This is a genomic window from Brachymonas sp. KE5, assembly GCF_057773645.1.
This window is the reverse complement of the sequence record NZ_CM173463.1, coordinates 1,443,745-1,463,327: the sequence shown is the minus strand read 5'-3', so window position 1 is coordinate 1,463,327 and position 19,583 is coordinate 1,443,745. Positions and strand designations below refer to the sequence as shown.

Annotated in this window: 14 protein-coding genes; 8 read left to right on the top strand and 6 right to left on the bottom strand. The window is 63.2% G+C overall.

What is annotated here, in order from left to right; genetic code table 11:
* Positions 1–56 precede the first annotated feature (56 nt).
* From ACX36O_RS06890 to ACX36O_RS06865, 6 genes are all read left to right on the top strand, one after another.
* Positions 57–1,625, top strand: coding sequence for a YadA-like family protein (locus tag ACX36O_RS06890; RefSeq protein WP_488359547.1), 1,569 nt, complete (start codon positions 57–59; stop codon positions 1,623–1,625).
* A gap of 73 nt (positions 1,626–1,698) precedes the next feature.
* Positions 1,699–2,508 (top strand): OmpA family protein, encoded by an 810-nt coding sequence (locus ACX36O_RS06885; protein WP_213360723.1) that lies wholly within the window; start codon positions 1,699–1,701, stop codon positions 2,506–2,508.
* 115 nt (positions 2,509–2,623) lie between these two features.
* Positions 2,624–3,367, top strand: coding sequence for a 23S rRNA (guanosine(2251)-2'-O)-methyltransferase RlmB (gene rlmB, locus ACX36O_RS06880; RefSeq protein ID WP_488359546.1), 744 nt, complete (start codon positions 2,624–2,626; stop codon positions 3,365–3,367).
* 29 nt (positions 3,368–3,396) lie between these two features.
* Positions 3,397–4,191: an SIR2 family NAD-dependent protein deacylase gene (locus ACX36O_RS06875; protein ID WP_488359545.1), complete on the top strand. Its 795-nt coding sequence runs from the start codon at positions 3,397–3,399 to the stop codon at positions 4,189–4,191.
* Positions 4,181–4,534, top strand: coding sequence for a hypothetical protein (locus ACX36O_RS06870; protein WP_488359544.1), 354 nt, complete (start codon positions 4,181–4,183; stop codon positions 4,532–4,534). The genes ACX36O_RS06875 and ACX36O_RS06870 overlap by 11 nt, the downstream gene beginning before the upstream one ends.
* Positions 4,535–4,736: 202 nt before the next feature.
* Positions 4,737–7,328, top strand: a complete 2,592-nt coding sequence (locus ACX36O_RS06865; RefSeq protein WP_488359543.1) for a YgiQ family radical SAM protein — start codon at positions 4,737–4,739, stop codon at positions 7,326–7,328.
* A gap of 151 nt (positions 7,329–7,479) precedes the next feature.
* Here the strand turns inward: ACX36O_RS06865 and fusA are convergent, their stop codons facing one another.
* Together fusA and ACX36O_RS06855 are read right to left on the bottom strand one after the other, a co-directional pair.
* Positions 7,480–9,543 (bottom strand): elongation factor G, encoded by a 2,064-nt coding sequence (gene fusA / locus ACX36O_RS06860; protein ID WP_488359542.1) that lies wholly within the window; start codon positions 9,541–9,543, stop codon positions 7,480–7,482.
* Positions 9,544–9,648: 105 nt separating this feature from the next.
* Entirely contained in the window at positions 9,649–10,215 is a 567-nt protein-coding gene (locus tag ACX36O_RS06855; protein ID WP_488359541.1) for an acyloxyacyl hydrolase, read from the bottom strand.
* Positions 10,216–10,529: 314 nt separating this feature from the next.
* On the opposite strand from ACX36O_RS06855, the gene ACX36O_RS06850 reads away from it, so the two are divergent.
* Positions 10,530–12,344, top strand: a complete 1,815-nt coding sequence (locus ACX36O_RS06850) for a DEAD/DEAH box helicase (RefSeq protein ID WP_488359540.1) — start codon at positions 10,530–10,532, stop codon at positions 12,342–12,344.
* A gap of 173 nt (positions 12,345–12,517) precedes the next feature.
* On the opposite strand, the gene ACX36O_RS06845 is transcribed toward ACX36O_RS06850, so the two are convergent.
* From ACX36O_RS06845 to ACX36O_RS06830, 4 genes are all read right to left on the bottom strand, one after another.
* On the bottom strand, positions 12,518–13,366 hold the full coding sequence (locus ACX36O_RS06845) for a chorismate transformation FkbO/Hyg5 family protein (RefSeq protein ID WP_213360715.1): 849 nt from the start codon (positions 13,364–13,366) through the stop codon (positions 12,518–12,520).
* Between the two features lie 208 nt (positions 13,367–13,574).
* Entirely contained in the window at positions 13,575–14,468 is an 894-nt protein-coding gene (locus ACX36O_RS06840; protein ID WP_213360714.1) for an NAD(P)-dependent oxidoreductase, read from the bottom strand.
* Positions 14,469–14,534: 66 nt separating this feature from the next.
* Positions 14,535–15,941 carry a patatin-like phospholipase family protein gene (locus ACX36O_RS06835; protein WP_213360712.1) on the bottom strand — a complete coding sequence of 469 codons (1,407 nt, stop codon included), beginning with the start codon at positions 15,939–15,941 and terminating at the stop codon, positions 14,535–14,537.
* 3 nt (positions 15,942–15,944) lie between these two features.
* Positions 15,945–16,922, bottom strand: coding sequence for a GMP reductase (locus ACX36O_RS06830; RefSeq protein ID WP_213360710.1), 978 nt, complete (start codon positions 16,920–16,922; stop codon positions 15,945–15,947).
* A 186-nt stretch (positions 16,923–17,108) separates the two neighbouring features.
* Here ACX36O_RS06830 and ACX36O_RS06825 point away from each other — a divergent pair, with 186 nt between their 5' ends.
* Entirely contained in the window at positions 17,109–19,517 is a 2,409-nt protein-coding gene (locus ACX36O_RS06825; RefSeq protein ID WP_371686272.1) for a UvrD-helicase domain-containing protein, read from the top strand.
* The last annotated feature ends 66 nt before the right edge of the window (positions 19,518–19,583 follow it).

Here is a 19,583-nt window from a genome sequence, read left to right as displayed (position 1 = left end):
GGGCGCTGTGAAGTGTCTGGTCTGCCAGTCAAAAACGCATTAAAGAGGAGATCGCCATGAATCGCTCATACAAGAGGATTTGGAATCAGGCGCTGGGTGCTTGGGTGGCCGCATCAGAAGTCGCGCGTACACGAGGCAAGCGTTCAAAATCGTTGCTGCTGACTGCGACGATCGCAGCGGTGACCGGTTTCCACATGGCCCCGGCAACAGCAGCTGACTTGTGGACAAGTGGTGCATGCACGTTTAACGTAACTGGCGGCGGTGTACTGGGAATCTCGGCCGCGTCTGGTTACACGGAACAACAATGTGCAGCAGCCTTGATCGGTAGTGGAGCTACTGGATGGGGCATTGGAGAAGGAGCCACAACTCCAGTGGTTGGTATTGTCAACAGCGGGGATCGGGTGGATTTTGTTTCCGGTGATTCCGGCAATACTGCAGTGGATGTCACGAAAACCGCTACGGACGCTGGTGAGCAGTTTGCGGTAACAATCAAGTCTGCTCGCTCTCCCATGCAGTACACGACTACAAATATTGCTGCTGGCGGAAATATCGCAAATGTGGATCAATTCACTCCTACGAACTTTGTGACCTTGGTGGGCGTGGGGACAAATGCTGTGACCATCAACAATGTGGCGCCGGCAGTTCTTTCCGCAGATAGCCTTCAAGCTGTCAACGGATCGCAGCTTTTTGCTTTGCAGGAATGGGTCAACAAGGGCTGGAATCTCACGACGGGGCAGAGTGGCACAGGCACTGTAACGGGCACAACAGTCGAGTCCGTAGCTCCGACCGAGACTGTGACACTTACGGCCGGCGACAACATTGCGATCACACAAAACGCCACAAACGTCACTATTGCTACCAAGGCGGATGTCGCTTTCAACAGCGTGACTGCCAATACCGTAACGGTTGGTCCGGTTACCATTGGCAGCGCGGGTATTAACGCCGGTGATACGAAAATAACCGGGGTAGCAGACGGAGCCATCTCCAAGGACAGCACGGATGCAGTGAATGGCAGCCAGCTCTGGGATCTGCAGCAAACTGCCGGTGCTGGTTGGAACCTCCAGGCCAATGGCGGCACGCCTACCAATATTGCGCCTAGGGGGACGGTCAATGTCGTCAATGGCAGTAATACAACGGCTGTCCTTGAGGGCAATCAGTTGAAAATCAATGTAGTTGACAATCCCACCTTCAGTGGCCCTGTAACGATGAATGGTGGAGCAACTGTGTCCAACAACTTGACGGTTACGAATGGCACAACGGTGGACATGGGTGGAAACAAGATTACCAATGTTGCCCCAGGTACGAATGGCACCGATGCCGTCAACCTGAACCAGTTGACCCAGGCAACCAAGGGCCTGACTAATATCGACAACAGGCTTAATGATCTGGACAAGGAGGCCCGTGCCGGTACTGCCAGTGCCATGGCCACCGCAGGGCTGCCACAAGCATATTTGCCGGGCAAGAGCATGCTGGCAGTAGCGGGAAGTACTTATCGTGGGGCGACGGGGGTTGCTCTGGGTGTATCCACCATCACCGACAACGGCAAATGGGTGATCAAAGGTAGTGTCAACACCAACAACAAGGGCCATGTAGGCGCTACGCTTGGCGCTGGCTACCAGTGGTGACCCCATGCCCCGGCGTGCGTGCCGGGGCACAGGGCTGGATGTTCTTTGAATCAACACATTGAAGGGATTTGTGATGAAAAAGCACACAAGCATCAAATGGGTTGCCACTGGCATGGCACTGGCTGCACTGGGTCTGGTGGGCTGCACCTCCACGGTGAGCAAGGGAGTGAACGACCAGGGCCAGGCGCAGGAAGTGGTCTTCCCTGATCTGGACAAGACTTCCGGCGTGCCGGAAGGCATCTTCCCCAACGTGGAGAACATGCGCAAGATCGGCCCCGGCGTTACCAAGGATGACCTGTACTACCTGATCGGTCGCCCGCATTTCCGCGAGATGAAGGGCGCCCGCGAGTGGGACTACGTCATGAAGTTCCGCGAGTCGGTCAACGGCCCGGTGACGGTGTGCCAGTACAAGGTCATCTTTGATGGCAACATGAAGGGCCAGTCCTTCCACTGGAAGCCCTCCGAGTGCGCGCGCTTCATCGGTGGCGTTCCGGTTGCTCCCCGGGTGATCAGCCTGAAGGCCGATGCCCTGTTCGCGTTTGATCGCTACAGCCTGGCCGACATGCGACCCGAAGGCCGTGCCGAACTGGACAAGCTGGCTGGCCAGTTGAAGGAACTGGGGCAGGATGCACGCATGAACATCGTCGGTCACACGGACCGCCTGGGCAGCGATGCCTACAACCAGCGCCTGTCGCAACTGCGTGCGAACACTGTGCGTGAGTACCTGATCGCACAGGGCCTGCCGGCCGGCAATATGCGTGCCGCCGGCATGGGCGAAAGCCAGCCGGTGGTGCAATGCTCGCAGCGCAACCGCACCGAGCTGATTGCCTGCCTGGCACCCAACCGTCGCGTCGACGTGGAAGTGTCCGGCATCCAGCAATAAGCACCGCGTTTGAGCTCCCGTCAGGGTGGGGGAACCACCCTGGAGCGGTTCATTCCGCATGCAGATCCTTGGATCGCATGCGGTTTTTTATTGCCCCAGCGGCGATAATTCCAGCATGTCCTCATCCCACAAGATTGTTTTCGGCTTCCACGCCGTCGGCGTGCGCCTGAAGATGGCGCCCGAGTCGGTGCTGGAGGTGTTTGTAGACCCCAGCCGGCGCGATGCGCGCATGCGCCAGTTCATCGAACGCGCCAAGGAGGCCAAGGTGCAGCTGGTGGAGGCCGATGGCCTGCGCCTGTCGCGCCTGAGCGGCAGCCACGGCCATCAGGGCGTGGTGGCGCGCGTGAGCGAGATCCAGCTCAAGCAGTCGCTGGATGACCTGCTCGACAGCCTGGACGAGCCGCCGTTGTTGCTGGTGCTCGATGGCGTGACCGATCCGCACAACCTGGGCGCCTGCCTGCGCGTGGCTGATGGCGCCGGGGCGCATGCCGTGATTGCGCCCAAGGACCATGCAGCCGGCATCAATGCCACGGTGGCCAAGGTGGCCAGTGGTGCGGCGGATACGGTGCCGTATTTCATGGTGACCAACCTGGCACGCACGCTCAACGAACTCAAGGAGCGCAACATCTGGATCATCGGCACCAGCGGTGATGCCGACAAGACGCTGTACCAGGTCGACATGCGCACGCCCACGGCGCTGGTGCTGGGCGCCGAAGGCCCCGGCATGCGCCAGCTCACGCGCAAGACCTGTGATGAACTGGTCAGCATCCCCATGCAGGGCGCAGTGGAGAGCCTGAACGTGTCGGTGGCCAGCGGCGTCTGTCTGTACGAAGCCCTGCGCCAGCGTTCGTTGCCCTGAGCCACCCGGAGTAGTAAAAGGAGAGCCCCATGCCCTTGCAGGAAAAAATGCAGAAGGTGCGCGGCTGGATCCAGTCGGCCCAGCGCGTCGTGGCGTTGACTGGCGCCGGCATCAGCGCCGAATCCGGCGTGCCGACTTTTCGTGATGCGCAGACCGGTCTGTGGGCGCGCTACAAGCCCGAGGATCTGGCGACGGAGGCGGCCTTCCGCCACGATCCACAGCGCGTCTGGGATTGGTATGCCTGGCGTCGCGAGCTGGTCGCCAACGTGAGCCCGAACGCGGCGCACCATGCGCTGGCCGAGTTTGGCAGGCAGCATCCCGGCCGGCTGACGCTGGTTACCCAGAACGTTGACGGCCTGCACCAGCAGGCGGGCAGCGAGGATGTGCTGGCCCTGCATGGCAATATCCGGCAGGACCGCTGGCTGCGTCCCTGTCCGCGAGAGCGTTTCTCCGAGCGCGATTGCGAGCCGGCCACCGCCACGGAAGGGCGCCCGCCCAAATGCGATGTGTGCGGCAACCAGTTGCGTCCGGCCGTCGTCTGGTTTGGCGAGGCGCTGCCCGAGATTTCGCTGTTCCGTGCCGACGAGGCGGCGGGCAATTGCGACCTGATGCTGGTAATCGGCACCTCGGGTCTGGTGTATCCGGCGGCCGGCCTGGCCGATGTGGCGCGCCGCGCCGGTGCGCGCGTGGTCATCATCAACACCGGCCCGACCGAGCTGGATGACCTGGCAGACTGCGTGATCCGCTGCAAGGCAGCCGAATGCCTGCCGGAGCTGCTGCTTGGCGAAGCACGGATGGCCGTGAATGCAGAGGATGGCGTATGACTTTGCGACAAGTGTGCCTGGCGACGTGCGTGGCTGCGCTGGCCCTGATCGGCGCGGATGCACGCAGGAGCAGCAGAACAAGATCAGCCGCGACATCCAGAACTGGACCGGCACCAATGGCGTGCTGGAGATCTACGCGGGTGACAAGCTGGTGCGCCGCTTTCTCAAGATTGACAAGATGAGCACCGCCATGGGCACGGATGATGGCCGCGCGCGTAACTACCGCTTCGGTTACGGTGTGCTGGATGAAAACCTGAATTTCGTGGCCGACCCGAATGAGCGCAAGGTGTATTTCGAGATCAGCGATTACACCAACATGGTGTTTTTCGAGAATCCGCGCTAGGGGCTGTGAGCAGTACCGGGGCGGCTTCTTGCGGTGGGCGGGCCGCCATCCTGCAGTGGCGACAGGAACAGGGTTTGCCACGGACTTTGAATGGGCGAGTGCTGCTCCTGGTGTCGCAAAACCGCTGCGCATGGCCGTGCCCGCGCAAGGGCGTTGCCTGCTGCAACTGGCGCCAAAACCCGCCACAAACTAGAATGCGCGCATGATTGCTACCAGCGCCCGCAGTACTTCGCGCGCCTCTTCTTCCCGTTCATCCGCCAAACCCCTCACCAGCTACAAGCCCTTCTGGGCCAAGCGTTTCGGCATCGCTCCTTTCCTGCCCATGAGCCGTGCCGAGATGGAGCAGCTGGGCTGGGACAGCTGCGACATCGTCCTGGTGACGGGCGACGCCTATGTCGACCATCCGAGTTTCGGCATGGCCGTGATCGGCCGTGTGCTGGAGGCGCAGGGCTTTCGCGTCGGCATCATCGCGCAGCCGGACTGGCAGAGTGCCGAGCCGTTCAAGGCGCTGGGCAAGCCCAACCTGTTCTGGGGCGTGACGGCCGGCAACATGGACAGCATGATCAACCGCTACACGGCTGATCGCAAGATTCGCAGCGACGATGCCTACACCCCCGGTGCCGAGGCCGGCAAGCGTCCGGATCGCGCCGCCATCGTCTACAGCCAGCGCTGCCGCGAGGCGTACAAGGACGTGCCCATCGTGCTGGGCGGCATCGAAGGCAGCCTGCGCCGCATCGCGCATTACGACTACTGGAGTGACAAGGTCCGCCGCAGCATGGTGGTGGACAGTAAGTGCGACCTGCTGCTGTACGGCAATGCCGAGCGCGCGCTGGTGGAAGTGGCGCATCGCCTGGCGCAACGCGAGCCGGTGGAGAGCATTACCGACGTGCGCGGCACGGCTTTCGTGATGCGCAGCAGCCCGGAAGGCTGGCAGGAAATCGATTCCACCGAGGTGGACCAGCCGGGCAGGGTGGATGCGCATGTGCATCCCTACCAGACCACGGGCGAGCGTGCGCAGGAGCAGGCTTGCGCTTCGTCGCAGCAGGCCGGCGAGCAGGTGGTGCGCGTCGTGCGCCGCAAGAATGCCAACGGCCTGAACGCGGATGCTCCGTCGGCAGAACCCATGCCCATGCAGACAGCTGCAGACCAGAATGCGTATCGTCCTGCGGTGCAACTGCAGCCAGGCGCGGTTGCTTCCAGCGCCACACCATCAGGAGCAGATCAACCGCATCGCGTAGCCCCGCCTCCGCGCGAGCGCAGCGTGATCCGTCTGCCGAGCTACGAACAGGTCAAGGCCGATCCGGTTCTGTACGCGCACGCCAACCGTGTGCTGCACCTGGAAACCAACCCCGGCAACGCCCGCGCGCTGGTGCAGGCGCACGGCGAAGGCCACACCGCACGCGACGTCTGGCTCAACCCGCCGCCCATCCCGCTCACCACCGAAGAGATGGACTGGGTGTTCGATCTGCCGTACGCGCGCAGCCCGCATCCGGTCTATGCCGATGAAAACGGCCGCCACGACGGCGCCACCAAGATCCCGGCCTGGGAGATGATCCGCTTCTCGGTCAACATCATGCGCGGCTGCTTCGGCGGCTGTACCTTCTGCTCGATTACCGAGCACGAAGGCCGCATCATCCAGAGCCGCAGCGAGGACTCCATCATCCGCGAGGTGGAGGAGATGCGCGACAAGGTGCAGGGATTTACCGGCATCGTCAGCGACCTGGGCGGGCCGACTGCCAATATGTACCGCCTGGGCTGCAAGAGCAAGGAGATCGAGGCCGCCTGCCGCAAGCCGAGTTGCGTCTATCCCGGCATCTGCCAGAACCTGACCACCAACCACGATCCGCTGATCGCCATCTACAAGCGCGCGCGCAAGCTGCCCGGCGTGAAGAAGGTGCTGATCGGTTCCGGTCTGCGCTACGATCTGGCGGTGAAGTCGCCTGAGTACGTGAAGGAACTGGTGCAGCACCACGTGGGCGGTTACCTCAAGATTGCGCCCGAGCATACCGAGCAGGGGCCGCTGTCCAAGATGATGAAGCCGGGCATCGGCACTTATGACCGCTTCAAGCAGATGTTCGAGAAGTACAGCAAGGAAGCGCACAAGGAACAGTTCCTGATCCCGTACTTCATTGCCGCGCATCCGGGCACCAGCGACGAGGACATGATGAATCTTGCGCTGTGGCTCAAGCGCAACGGCTTCCGTGCCGACCAGGTGCAGACCTTCTACCCGAGCCCGATGGCCACTGCCACGGCCATGTACCACTCGCGCCTGAACCCGCTCAAGGGCATTCACCGCCCGGATGGCCCCAATGCCGACCGGGCCGAGGAGGTGGATGTGGTGAAGGGCGAGCGTCGCCGCCGCTTGCACAAGGCCTTTCTGCGCTATCACGATCCGAACAACTGGCCCTTGCTGCGCGAGGCGCTCAAGAGCATGGGGCGTGCCGACCTGATCGGCAATGGCAAGCAGCATCTGATTCCGACCTGGCAGCCGCTGGGAGACGGGGGCTACCAAAGCCCGCGACGCACCAACTCGACGACGGGGACAATGCCAGGAAAAAGGGCGACTGTGGCCACTCCGGCCGGGGGCGCCACGACGCCCAAGCGCGCCAGCGTTGCCGGCAAGCCTGCCAAGGGAACGCTGCTGACCCAGCATACGGGCCTGCCGCCACGCGAACTGGGAGCGAAGGCGCCCGCTCGGCAGGGTCGGGCTGGCCAGACCGCACGCACGCCGGATGCGCGTACGCGCCTCGACGCCAAGCGCGGCAGTCCTGTCGGGCGTGGCAAGCGCGGATAAGCCGAAGCGCAGGCCTGCTGCGCGCTCCATTGGTCCAAAGGATTGCTGCTTGATGCGCAGCCCGCAACGAAGCGGCCTGTCACAGCAAGGCTAACCGCTCAAGTTCATCCATCAGGCGCCAGAAAAGCTGGCGCCTGACTGGTGCGAACCCTCAGTCCTCGTCCTGCACCTTGTACTCGGACACCAGTTGCTGCTGCACGTTCGGCGGCACGATCTCGTAGTGCGACAGCGAGACCGAGTAGGTGCCCTGACCCGCCGTCATGGCATGCAGGCGTGCCTGGTAGCCGGCAATCTCGGCCAGCGGCACCTGTGCCTGCACCACCATATTGCCCAGATTGGCACCGTCGGTGCCGGTCACCATGCCCCGGCGCGTCGACAGGTCGCCCGTGATGGCGCCCACGGCGCTTTCAGGCGCAGTGACCTGCATCTTCGCGATCGGCTCTAGCACCACGGCGCGGGCGGCGCGCATGGCTTCCAGGAAGGCCTTGCGGCCGGCCGTGACGAAGGCGATTTCCTTGCTGTCCACCGGGTGGTGCTTGCCATCATGCACCACCACGCGCACGTCGACCACCGGGTAGCCGGCAATGGCGCCGGTTGCCAGCGCTTCGCGCACGCCTTTTTCCACGGCGGGAATGAACTGGTAGGGAATCGCACCGCCCTTGACTTCGTCGGCAAACTCGAAGCCGGCGCCACGCGGCAGCGGTTCGATGCGCAGATGCACCTCGCCGAACTGGCCGGCGCCGCCGGTCTGCTTCTTGTGGCGGTACTGGGCCTGCGCGCCCTGGGTAATGGTTTCGCGGTAGGCGATGCGCGGCGGCTTGGTATCGACCTCGAACTTGTACACCTCGCGCATGCGGTCGAACATGACGCGCATGTGCAATTCGCTCAGGCCGTAGATGATGGTCTCGTTGGTGGTAGCCACATGCTCGATGCGCAGACACGGGTCTTCGGCCACCAGCTTGCCCATGATTTCCCACATGCGCTGCTCGTCGCCACGGCGCTTGGGCGAAATGGCCACGCCATACACCGGCACCGGGAAGGGCAGCGGGGCAAGGCGCAAATGCGCGTCTTCGGCGGCATCATGCAGCACCGCATCGTAGTGCAGTTCGTCTACCTTGCCGATGGCGCACAGGTCGCCGGGGCCGGCCTGGGGCACCTCAATATGCTCCTTGCCCTGCACCAGGAACAGGTGTCCCACCTTGAACGGCTTGCGGCCATCACCGATGAACAGCTGGCTGTCGCGGCGGATGGTGCCCTGGTGCACGCGCAGCATAGCCAGCTTGCCCACGTAGGGGTCGATGCTGATCTTGAACACCTGGGCCAGCACATGGGCGGCCGGGTCGGGCGTGGCGTGCTCAGGCACGGCATCGTCGCCTTCGCCGCGCAGGAAATCGGGCGGGTTGCCTTCGGAGGGGTTGGGCAGCATCTTCACGATGATGTCCAGCAGTTCGGCCACGCCGGCGCCGGTGCGGGCAGAGACGAAGCACACCGGAATCAGGTGGCCTTCGCGCATGGCCTGCTCCAGCGGGGCGTGCAGTTCGGAGGCGTCCACATCACCTTCGTTCAGGTAGCGTTCGACGAAGTCGCCGTCCACTTCCACCACCTGTTCCACCAGGGCCTGGTGGGCATCGGCCACCGCGCCAAAATCGCTGTGGCCTTCGCGATTGAAGAAGCAGTCCACCACCTTGCTGGCACCGGCGTCGGGCAGGTTCAGCGGCAGGCACTCCTTGCCGAAGGTCTGCTGGATCTGCTGCAGCAGGGCGGGCAGGTCGGCATCGGGGGCGTCCATCTTGTTGACGATGATGATGCGGTCGAGCTTGCAGCCGGCGGCGTACTGCATCAGGCGCTGCGTCATCGGCTCGATGCCCTTGGCGGCGTCGATCACGATGGCGGCGGTTTCCACCGCCTCGAGTGCGGGCAGGATCTGGCCGGCAAAGTCGGGCAGGCCGGGGGTGTCGATCATGTGGATGCGGGTGTCGCCGCATTGCATGTGCATCAGGGACGACTGCAGCGAATGCTGCGCCTTGATTTCCAGCGAGTCATGGTCGCTGACGGTGCTGCCGCGCTCCACGTTGCCGGCGGAGGCGATGGCGCCGGCTTGCACCAGCAGGGCTTCGGCGAGCGTGGTCTTGCCACTGCCCACAGCACCGGTCAGCGCCAGGGTGCGGATGTTGTCAGGGGCGATGGAAAATGCGTTACTGGAAAGTGTCGTCATAGTGCTTTGCTCCTTGTAACTGCAGCATAGCACCGGCGCAGCGCCTTCCCGGGGAGAAGGCACAGGATTTGTTGATGCAGGTTGACTCCTGCACGGCGAGTCGCCTCAAAAACTCTGCTGGTAATACAGCACGCCAAAATTCACGCCTGGATTAGGCTTTTTGATGCTGGCGTTCGAAATATGCTGATAGCGTAATCCGACGGTGTGCCGTGCGTTCTGCCCCCACTGATAGCCCACGCCGATCATGTCCGAAAACTGGAATGCCGTGGATACCGTCTTGTCGGCCGTTACCTGCGTGCGCGACAGCAGGCGCAGGCCGATGGAGGTTTCGGCGAAGAAGCGCCCCTGCTCTGGCGGCGTGTTGCGGTACAGGCGCAGCACTGGCGAATAGCCGACCTCGAACACATCTTTGTGCTGCTTGACCAGCCACTGCGAGGCGGTCACTTCGTGGCGCAGGTCGAGATGCCAGTTGCGGCCTTGCCAGAGCGGTTCGGCGGAGTGGTCCCAGCCCAGCACCAGCCCGACCTTGGCCACATCGTCATCGACTGCGGAGCCGGCGACCAGGCCAGCATCGAAGGCATGGGCCTGAGAGGCCATCCCGGATGCGCCCAGCAGGAACAGCGTACAGAAAAAAATGTTTTTGGATCGCGTAAACCTGAACGTTGCGTGCATACGGGATTCCTTTCCATGTGGCAAGAATTATAGGCCTGTCACTTTGCGCACAACGCAAGCGTCCGATGTGCCAACAAACAACGTCGAGAAAAATACTTGGTGGAAACACCAATCTGAACGATAATCCCATCTCTTTGGCGAGCACGGTGCAAAATGCCCCGCGCCATTCGCAGTACATCTCCCATCTAGCACCTCAGGCCACTTGGCCTTCTCCCACATCTTTCGTGGTGAATGCTGTCAGACGGTTGATGCACTTTTTCAACCCTGACACACGCAGCCCGCAACGGGTTTTTTGCGTGCGTGCGAGTAAAAAAATGACTCAAAACCAGACCACTGGGGCTGCCGCATTGGCGCAGTCCGAATCTTCCATGGCCGATGCTGCGCTGCAGGCCATTTCCGAGACCAACAATTCCATTCCGGATCCGCATCTGCATGCGCCGCTGGCGGCTGACGCCCTGGCGCCGGTAGCCGACGGCGACAATGGCTTCGTCAAGCTGGGCCTGGCCGAGCCGCTGGTACAGGCTTGTCTGGACCTGGGCTACACCCAGCCGACCGTGGTGCAGAACACCGCCATCCCGCTGGCCTTGGCCGAGCAGGATGCCGAGGGCCACAACTATGTGGACCTGATGGTGTCCAGCCAGACCGGTTCCGGCAAGACGGCGGCGTTCCTGCTGCCCGTGCTGCACACGCTGCTGGAGCAGCAACAGGCAGCCATCGCCGCCGAGAAGGCCGAGTGGCAGCGCAAGATCGACGAGGCCATCGCCAACGGCGAAGAGCCGCCGAAGAGGCCGCGCCGCAAGAACCCGACCGACCGCCGCCATTTCAAGGCGGCCACGCCGGGCGCGCTGGTGCTGTGCCCCACGCGCGAGCTGGCGCAACAGGTGGCGCATGATGCTATCGACCTGGTCAAGCATTGCAAGGGCCTGCGCATTGCGCACGTGGTGGGCGGCATGCCCTACGCCGTGCAGGTGGCGCGTCTGCAGAACGCCGATCTGGTGGTGGCCACGCCCGGCCGTCTGCTGGACCTGCAGCGCTCCATGCAGATCAAGCTGGACAAGGTGCAGTTTCTGGTGGTGGACGAGGCCGATCGCATGCTGGATCTGGGCTTCCAGGAAGACCTGGCCGAGATTCACCAGCTGACGGCCGACCGCCGCCAGACCATGATGTTCAGCGCCACGTTCGCGCCGCGCATCCAGCAACTGGCTGCGCGCGTGATGCGTAGCCCGCAGAAGGTGCAGATCGATTCCCCGCAGGAGAAGCACGCCTCGATCGAGCAGAAGCTTTACTGGGCCGACAACTTCGCGCACAAGCGCGCCATGCTGGACCACTGGCTGCGTGATCCTTCCATTGAGCAGGCCATCGTGTTCGCCAGCACGCAGATCGAGTGCGACGGCCTGGCCGAAGACCTGCAGCAGGCCGGCTTTGTTGCCGTGGCGCTGCATGGGGCCCTGAGCCAAGGCCTGCGCAACCGCCGCCTGATGGCGCTGCGCCAGGGCAAGGTGCAATTCCTGGTGGCTACCGATGTGGCGGCGCGCGGTATCGATGTGCCCAGCATTTCGCACGTGTTCAACTTCGGCCTGCCGATGAAGGCAGAGGATTACACGCACCGCATCGGCCGCACCGGCCGTGCCGGCCGCAGCGGCATCGCCGTGACCTTTGCCGAGTTCCGCGACCGCAACCGCGTGTGGGACATCGAGGACTATACGAAGCAGCCGTTCATGACGGCCGTGGTGCCGGGCATGGAGCCCGAGCAGCGCACGCCAACGCGCCATCCGCCCAAGGGCAAGGGCCGCGCCGGTTTTGGCGGTGAAGGCCGTGGCGGCCGCGGCAAAGGTGGTTTTGGTGGCAACGGTCCGCGCAAGGGCTTCAGCCAGGGTCGTGTGGCCGGTTTCGGCGGCTTTGGCGAAGCGCCGGCTCCGCGCAAGCCTCGCGCCGGTGCCGAGGGTGGTGGCAGCTGGGGCCGTCCGCAACGCGAGGCGGCACACCATGCCGGTCGCCGTCCGGAGCGCCAGGAGTTTGGCGGCAGCGGCCGTCCATCCTTCGGCGGCAACGGCCCGCGTCGTGAAGGCGGTGGCATGCGCGGCGGTGCCATGGCAGCTGGCCACCATTCGGGCAAGCGCGGCCGCTGACAGGTGTCGGGTCGCGCAGGTTCGTGGCCCAGGCAATCGATCACGGGTTGGCCGCCGCAGTTGCCAACCCGGCCAAAAACGAAGTCCTGCTGATTGAACTGCACCCCAAAAGTTGGACACCAACTTTGGGGTGTTTTTCATGGTGTGGTCGAAGCGGCAGAGCCCGGTGCAGCTCAGTTCTGCATGGCCTCGATTTCCATCAGCAGGTTGGAGCGGCAGATGTCGGCCACGAAATAGGCCACCTGCGCCTGTGGGGGCAGTCGCTCGATGCAGATCCGGCGGACCTGTTCCAGGTCACGCGCATGACGCACGTAGACCTTGTACAGCGTCAGCTGCTCCAGACTGGAGCCGGCATTGCGCGCCACGAGGGCGATGTTATCGATGGCGGTGCGAGTTTGCGCCGCAATGTCGCCGATATGCACGGTCTGGTGACCGATGATGCTGGCGGTGCCCGAGACGAAGAAGGGCCGACCGCCCGGCAGCCGCGCAGTGCTGGCGCGGGCAAAGCAGGGCGGCCGCGGGCCGTGATCGGACGGGTAGCGGTAGGCGGCAACCTGGCGCGGATTCTCGACATGCGTGCCGGGGTTGCGGCCTGCGAGGAAATACATGCGGATGCTGTCTCCGTCGCAGCCGATGCCCGTTGCTGCCGGCATATGGCGCGTGGCCCAGGGCATCTGGACCAGATCCTGGTCGTAGGCAGCGGCGAAGGCCTGCGCCCGGCCGGAGTTGAAATCGCGGTACACCTCCAGCCCCTCGCTGTTGGGCTGGTTGATGCGCGGAATGTAGTTCCATATACGCCAGAGGTGCGGGAAGCCGCTGTCCTGCAGCAGCCGGAACAGCTCCATGTAGGCGGCCGCGACTGCAGGCGCACATGCACCCTGTTCGGGCATGACGATGGAGGTGCAGCCCCACAGCACTTCGGTGTTGTGGCGGCAGGCGTAATTTCCGTACTGCAGGGGGTGGACGGGTGTCTGGCTCAGCCAGGTTTCATGCCATTCGCAGCCGTCCGGTTCGGCAGCCATCGGAATGGAAAATCGGCTGGGTGAGTTTGATTCTGGGTTATTTCCATAGACTCCGTTACCGAGAATAAAGCCCTGATCAGGAACAAATACGGAATTGGTTGAATATGTTCCCGATCTATCCACGGAAGGTGTGCCAAGCGGCATGGCGCGATATGCCGCAAGACGGCACGTTAGCAACAAAGGTTGATGGCGCAGATCGGTCATTGATTCATTCCACCCCATTGCGATGCGCCAGTTCCACGAACAGGCCGGAATGGTCGAGTTCGGCCAGCCCGTGGGCAATGGCTTCGCCATACAGTTGCTCCACCAGCGACGCGATGGGCAGCGTGCAGTCCAGCTCTGCTGCCGTGCTCATGGCGTTGCGCATGTCCTTGAGTTGCACATCCATGCGGGCGCGTTTGGCGAAATCGCGCTGCACCATGCGCTCGCCGTGCAGGGTCAGGATGCGGCTGTCGGCAAAACCGCCCATCAGGGCCTCGCGCACCTTGCCCATGTCGGCGCCGCCCTTGGCGCACAGGATGAGGGCCTCGGCAACGGCGCCGATGGTGGTGCCGACGATCATCTGGTTGGCCACTTTCGCAAGCTGGCCGCTGCCAGCCGGGCCTACGTGCGTGGATCGGCCGAGGGGGGCGAACACGATTTGGGCTTCGGCAAAATCAGCTGCAGACCCTCCTGCCATGATGGACAGCGTGCCCTGTTCGGCTCCAATCGTGCCTCCTGACACTGGCGCGTCCAGTGCACGTAAGCCAAGGACTGCCAACTGCTGTGCATGTTCCCTCGCTTCCGTGGGGGCGATGCTGGCCATGTCGATCCACAGGGCGCCGGGACGCATGGCATCGGCCACGCCCTGGTTGAATAGCACTTCGCGCACGACCTGGCCGTTTTCCAGCATGCTGATGAGGATATGAGCCCGCGCGGCGGCTTCGGCAGCGGTGGGGTGGACGATGGCGCCATATTCGGTCAGGCCGTTGGCCTTGCTGGCCGTGCGGTTCCAGACGTGGACGGCAAAGCCGGCCTGGCACAGGCGGCGGGCCATGGGAAAGCCCATGGCACCCGTGCCAAGCAGGGCCAGCACAGGATGATCGGAAGGGGAATCAGTCATGAACAGGAGAAGCGGGGCGCCGCAGGGCGGCGAATGCGGCAATGATAGCGGCTGGATCCGTACGCGTCAGCGCTCGTCGCGTCGCAAGCCCAGCGCCTTGCGCAATTGTCCGAACTCCTCGGACTGGTTCAGCAGGTCTGCCCCCGCGCGCTTGAGCTTTTCCACGGTCGGCCCCGGCAGGTAGAGCGAGGTTGGCACATTCAGCATTTCCTCGCGCAATGCGGAGTCGGCCAGATCCTTCAGTGTGAGGCTGATGAAGTACAACTCGATCGGCTCGCCGCCTTGCAGCTGCACGCGCCGTTCCTCGTCCTTGCGCCAGTTGTCGGCCAGGCGGCGGAACTGGCGCACGCTTTCCTGTGAGTTGCGGTCGATCGGGATGTTGATCAGGGCCTGTACCACCTCGCGCAGGCGCGGCACGTCGGCACTACGGTCGATGGTGGTGTCCATGCGGTTCTGCGCATTGACGTTGATGACCACGATCTTGCGTGTATTGTGCACCGTGAACTGGTCATACAGCTGCTTGTTGCTGTAGAGCTGCGTCATGTCCAGCAGGCTGCGCATGCCGAGGTTGTCCACCAGGCCGCCATCGAGGAGGTGGATATAGGGACGTTTCTCGCGGTTGCCGTAGCTCAGCACATTGTCGAGCAGTTCGCGGCGGGTGGTGGTTTGCAGGGCGTTCGGGTCGGCGTAGAACACGGCCTGCTCCATCTCGCCAGGCACGGCGTAGCCGCAATGCCCGCCGTTGTTGTTGAGCGTGAGGGGCGAAAATACCAGCGGTACAGCGCTGGAGGCCGCCACGGCCCGCGCCAGCGGCAGGGCAGAGAGATCCAGGCAGAGCGGATCGAAGGCCTCCTGCGTGAAATCCAGCCGCGTGCCCGAGGCCATGTCGGTACTGCCGATAACGGTGAACGGGCCTTTGCGCCTGTGCGCCAGATCGCCAAAAGTGGCGTGACGGAACAGGGCCAGGTTCAGCTGTTCCTCCAGCAGGTCACCGCGCCCGAACTGGGGCGAGGTCAGGCGCGACCAATTGGTAATGGTGAAAGCCTTGCGCGCGATATTGCCCTGCAGGTTCTGCTTGAGAAAATCCCGCTCGAAATCGCCGAACATGTCTTCGCCATGCAGCGCGTAGTAGGCAGACAGGATGGATCCGCCGGAAACCCCGAAGGTCAGATCCACCTGGTCGAACAGCCGGTGCGTCTTGCCATTCCATTCGAACTGCTGCCTGCGGAGTTCGTCCAGCACGCCATAGCCCAGCGCCGCCGCGCGCGAACCCCCCCCGGAGAACATCACCACCATGAAGATGTCGTCCGCATTGCCCGGCAACTGCTGGCGCGTAATGGCCTGGCGCAGGCGGTAGCCTTCCTGAGGGGCTATGCGGTCGATGGTTGCCAGCGGCTGGTACTGGACGGAGGCGCAGGCCTGCAGCAGCAGGACCAGCAGCAGGGCGGCAAGCAGTTTGAAGGAGCGGTGCATCAATTACATCAGCAGGTGTTCGGCATTATTGTCGCCGCCCAGTATGACGTAATTTACCTTGCGGATATCCATCAAGGCACGTCCGCCCGAATAGCTGATGGAGCTTTGCAGATCCTGCTGCATTTCCAGCAGGGTGTCGGCCAGCTTGCCCGTGATGGGCTCCAGAATGCGCTTGCCCTCCACATGGCGATATTCGCCCTTGTTGAAATCGCTGGCCGAGCCGTAGTATTCCTTGAACAGCTCGCCGTCCACTTCCACCGTGCGGCCGGGGGATTCCTCATGGCCGGCAAACAGCGAACCGACCATCACCATGGTGGCGCCGAAGCGGATGGATTTGGCAATATCGCCATGGCTGCGAATGCCGCCATCGGCAATCAGCGGCTTGGTAGCCACGCGTGCGCACCATTTCACCGCGCTGAGCTGCCACCCGCCGGTACCGAAGCCGGTCTTGAGCTTGGTGATGCACACCTTGCCCGGACCGATGCCGACCTTGGTGGCGTCAGCGCCCCAGTTCTCCATATCGATCACCGCCTCGGGCGTACCGACGTTGCCGGCAATCACGAAACTCTGCGGCAGCCTGTCCTTGATGTGGCCGATCATGTGCTTGACCGAATCGGCATGGCCGTGGGCGATGTCGATGGTGATGTATTCGGGCACCAGACCCTCCCGAGCCAAGGTGTCGACGGTGGCGCGGTCCTCCTCCTTGATGCCCAGCGAGATGCTGGCATACAGCCCCAGTTCGTGCATGCGGCGCACGAAGGCGACCGAATCCAGGTCGAAACGGTGCATCACGTAGAAATAGCCATTCTGTGCCAGCCAGATGCACAGCGGCTCGTCCACCACGGTTTTCATGTTGGCGGGCACGGCGGGGAGCTTGAAGCTGCGCGGGCCGAACTGCACGCTGGTGTCGCACTGACTGCGGCTTTCGACGCGGCATTTGCGCGGCAGCAGGAGTACGTGGTCGTAGTCGAAGATTTCCATGGAATTCCAAGTCCTTTGCTTGCGAAGAAACAGACAAAAAGAAAGGCACTTGGATTGCACCGCGGTCCCCGGTCATGCCTGTGAAGCAGGCACAAAAAACCGGGCGCAAATACTTGGGCCCGGTAGTTAATTCTAGCCTTGATCGGCACATCGTGCATGGGGCGCTCAGCTTTCTACAATAGCACCATGTCTTCCCTATTCGACGATGATTTCTTTGCGCCCGCCGCCCCCATGGCAGGCGCCGGCGATGCCCTGCTGCGCGGCCTGAACGACGAGCAGATGCGGGCCGTCACGCTCCCCGACGAGCATGCCCTGATTCTGGCCGGTGCCGGCTCCGGCAAGACGCGCGTGCTGACCACACGCATTGCATGGCTATTGCAGCAGCAGCGCGTATCGCCCGGCGGCATCATGGCCGTGACGTTTACCAACAAGGCGGCCAAAGAGATGGCGGCGCGCCTGTCGGCCATGCTGCCCATCAACGTGCGCGGCATGTGGATCGGCACCTTCCACGGTCTGTGCAACCGCTTTCTGCGTGCGCACTACAAGGTGGCGAACCTGCCGCAGGGCTTCCAGATCCTGGACACGCAGGACCAGCTCTCGGCCATCAAGCGCCTGTACAAGCAGTTCAACATCAATGATGACCAATTCCCCGCCAAGCAGATGCAGTGGTTCATCGGCGGCTGCAAGGAAGAGGGCATGCGCCCGGGCGACGTGCCGGTGCGTGATGCCGAAAGCCGCAAGAAGGTAGAGATCTATCAGCTCTACGAGGAGCAGTGCCAGCGCGAAGGCGTGGTGGACTTTGGCGAACTGATGCTGCGCAGCTACGAAATCCTCCGTGACTATCCGCTGGTGCGCCAGCATTACCAGCGCCGCTTCCGCCACATTCTCGTGGACGAGTTCCAGGATACCAACCGCCTGCAGTACCTCTGGCTCAAGCAGTTCGTGCCCGAGGCGGGCAGTCCGGTGCCGCGCAATGCCATCTTCGCGGTGGGCGACGATGACCAGAGCATCTACGCCTTCCGCGGTGCGCGCGTGGGCAACATGAACGATTTCGTCACCGAACTGAAAGTGCAGCACCAGATCAAGCTGGAACAGAACTACCGCAGCTACAGCAACATTCTGGACAGTGCGAACGCACTGATCAGTCATAACACGCGCCGCCTGGGCAAGAACCTGCGTACCGACCAGGGCTGCGGCGAGCCGGTCCGCGTGGTGGAGCTGCCTGGCGATCTGGCCGAGGCACAGTGGATCGTCGACGAGATCAAGCAACTGGTGCGCGACGGCAGTGCGCGCAAGGAAGTCGCCATTCTCTACCGCAGCAACGCGCAGAGCCGGGTGATCGAATCGACGCTGTTCAACCATGCGATTCCCTACCGCGTGTATGGCGGCCTGCGCTTTTTCGAGCGAGCTGAGATCAAGCACGCGCTGGCCTACCTGCGCCTGCTGGACAATTCGCGCGATGACACTTCCTTCCTGCGCGTGGTGAACTTTCCGCCGCGCGGCATCGGGGCACGCACGCTGGAGCAGTTGCAGGATGCCGCCCGCGGCGGCAATACCGCGCTGGTGGATGCGGTGCAGCAGGTGCCCGGCAAGGCCGGGGCCAATCTGGCCTCGTTCGTGGCCAAAATCGATGCCATGCGCGAGCAGGCAGACCAGATCACGCTGAAGGAAATCGTCGAGCTGGTGCTGGAAAACAGCGGTCTGCTGGAGCATTACCGCAACGAGCGCGACGGCGCCGACCGGGTGGAAAACCTGCAGGAACTGGTCAACGCCGCCGAAAGCTTTGTCAGTCTGGAAGGCTTTGGCAAGGAAAGCGCCGGCATGCACCAGCTCGATACCAGCGCAGCACCCGCCTGGCCCGGCGAGAGCGAGGCCGCCGCGCAGGATGCGGCGATCACGGCCAGTGCGGCCGACGTGCTGCCCGATGGCGAAACCCTGTCTCCGCTGGCCGCCTTCCTCACCCATGCGGCTCTGGAGGCCGGAGACAACCAGGCTCAGGCTGGCCAGGACGCCGTGCAGCTGATGACCGTGCACGCCGCAAAGGGCCTGGAATTCAACAACGTGTTCATCAGCGGCCTGGAAGAGGGTTTGTTCCCGCACGAGAACTCCCTCAACGACTACGACGGTCTGGAAGAAGAGCGCCGCCTGATGTATGTGGCCATCACCCGCGCACGCCAGCGCCTCTACCTGAGCCACGCGCAGACGCGCCTGCTGCACGGCCAGACGCGCTACAACATCCGCAGCCGCTTCTTCGACGAACTGCCCGAGGAATGCCTCAAGTGGATCACCCCCAAGCGCGCCGGCTTTGCCGATGCCATGCCGGGCTACGAAGGCCGCTGGGGCGGCAGCCAGGGCGATAGCTGGAACCGCGACGTGCGCCAGGCCGTGGGGCAGGGCGCAGCCGAAGTGGTGCGCAAGACCGAACCGGCGCATGGCCTGAAGAAAGGCATGCGCGTGTTCCACACCAAGTTCGGCGAAGGCACGGTGCAGATGCTGGAAGGCAGCGGCGCCGATGCCAAGGCGCAGATCAACTTCAGCCGCCACGGCGTGAAGTGGCTGGCCTTGAGCGTCGCCAAGCTCACGCCGATCGACTGAACCCGTTCCGGCACCGGCCCGTCCGCGCGATGCACAATAGGGCCGATGCACGAATCAGACTGACCA

Bases quoted from the DNA above. Each gene is read 5' to 3' on its own strand.
- ACX36O_RS06890 (WP_488359547.1), top strand. From the start codon at position 57: ATGAATCGCTCATACAAGAGGATTTGGAATCAGGCGCTGGGTGCTTGG.
- ACX36O_RS06885 (WP_213360723.1), top strand. From the start codon at position 1,699: ATGAAAAAGCACACAAGCATCAAATGGGTTGCCACTGGCATGGCACTG.
- rlmB (WP_488359546.1), top strand. From the start codon at position 2,624: ATGTCCTCATCCCACAAGATTGTTTTCGGCTTCCACGCCGTCGGCGTG.
- ACX36O_RS06875 (WP_488359545.1), top strand. From the start codon at position 3,397: ATGCCCTTGCAGGAAAAAATGCAGAAGGTGCGCGGCTGGATCCAGTCG.
- ACX36O_RS06870 (WP_488359544.1), top strand. From the start codon at position 4,181: ATGGCGTATGACTTTGCGACAAGTGTGCCTGGCGACGTGCGTGGCTGC.
- ACX36O_RS06865 (WP_488359543.1), top strand. From the start codon at position 4,737: ATGATTGCTACCAGCGCCCGCAGTACTTCGCGCGCCTCTTCTTCCCGT.
- fusA (WP_488359542.1), bottom strand. From the start codon at position 9,543: ATGACGACACTTTCCAGTAACGCATTTTCCATCGCCCCTGACAACATC.
- ACX36O_RS06855 (WP_488359541.1), bottom strand. From the start codon at position 10,215: ATGCACGCAACGTTCAGGTTTACGCGATCCAAAAACATTTTTTTCTGT.
- ACX36O_RS06850 (WP_488359540.1), top strand. From the start codon at position 10,530: ATGACTCAAAACCAGACCACTGGGGCTGCCGCATTGGCGCAGTCCGAA.
- ACX36O_RS06845 (WP_213360715.1), bottom strand. From the start codon at position 13,366: ATGGCTGCCGAACCGGACGGCTGCGAATGGCATGAAACCTGGCTGAGC.
- ACX36O_RS06840 (WP_213360714.1), bottom strand. From the start codon at position 14,468: ATGACTGATTCCCCTTCCGATCATCCTGTGCTGGCCCTGCTTGGCACG.
- ACX36O_RS06835 (WP_213360712.1), bottom strand. From the start codon at position 15,941: ATGCACCGCTCCTTCAAACTGCTTGCCGCCCTGCTGCTGGTCCTGCTG.
- ACX36O_RS06830 (WP_213360710.1), bottom strand. From the start codon at position 16,922: ATGGAAATCTTCGACTACGACCACGTACTCCTGCTGCCGCGCAAATGC.
- ACX36O_RS06825 (WP_371686272.1), top strand. From the start codon at position 17,109: ATGTCTTCCCTATTCGACGATGATTTCTTTGCGCCCGCCGCCCCCATG.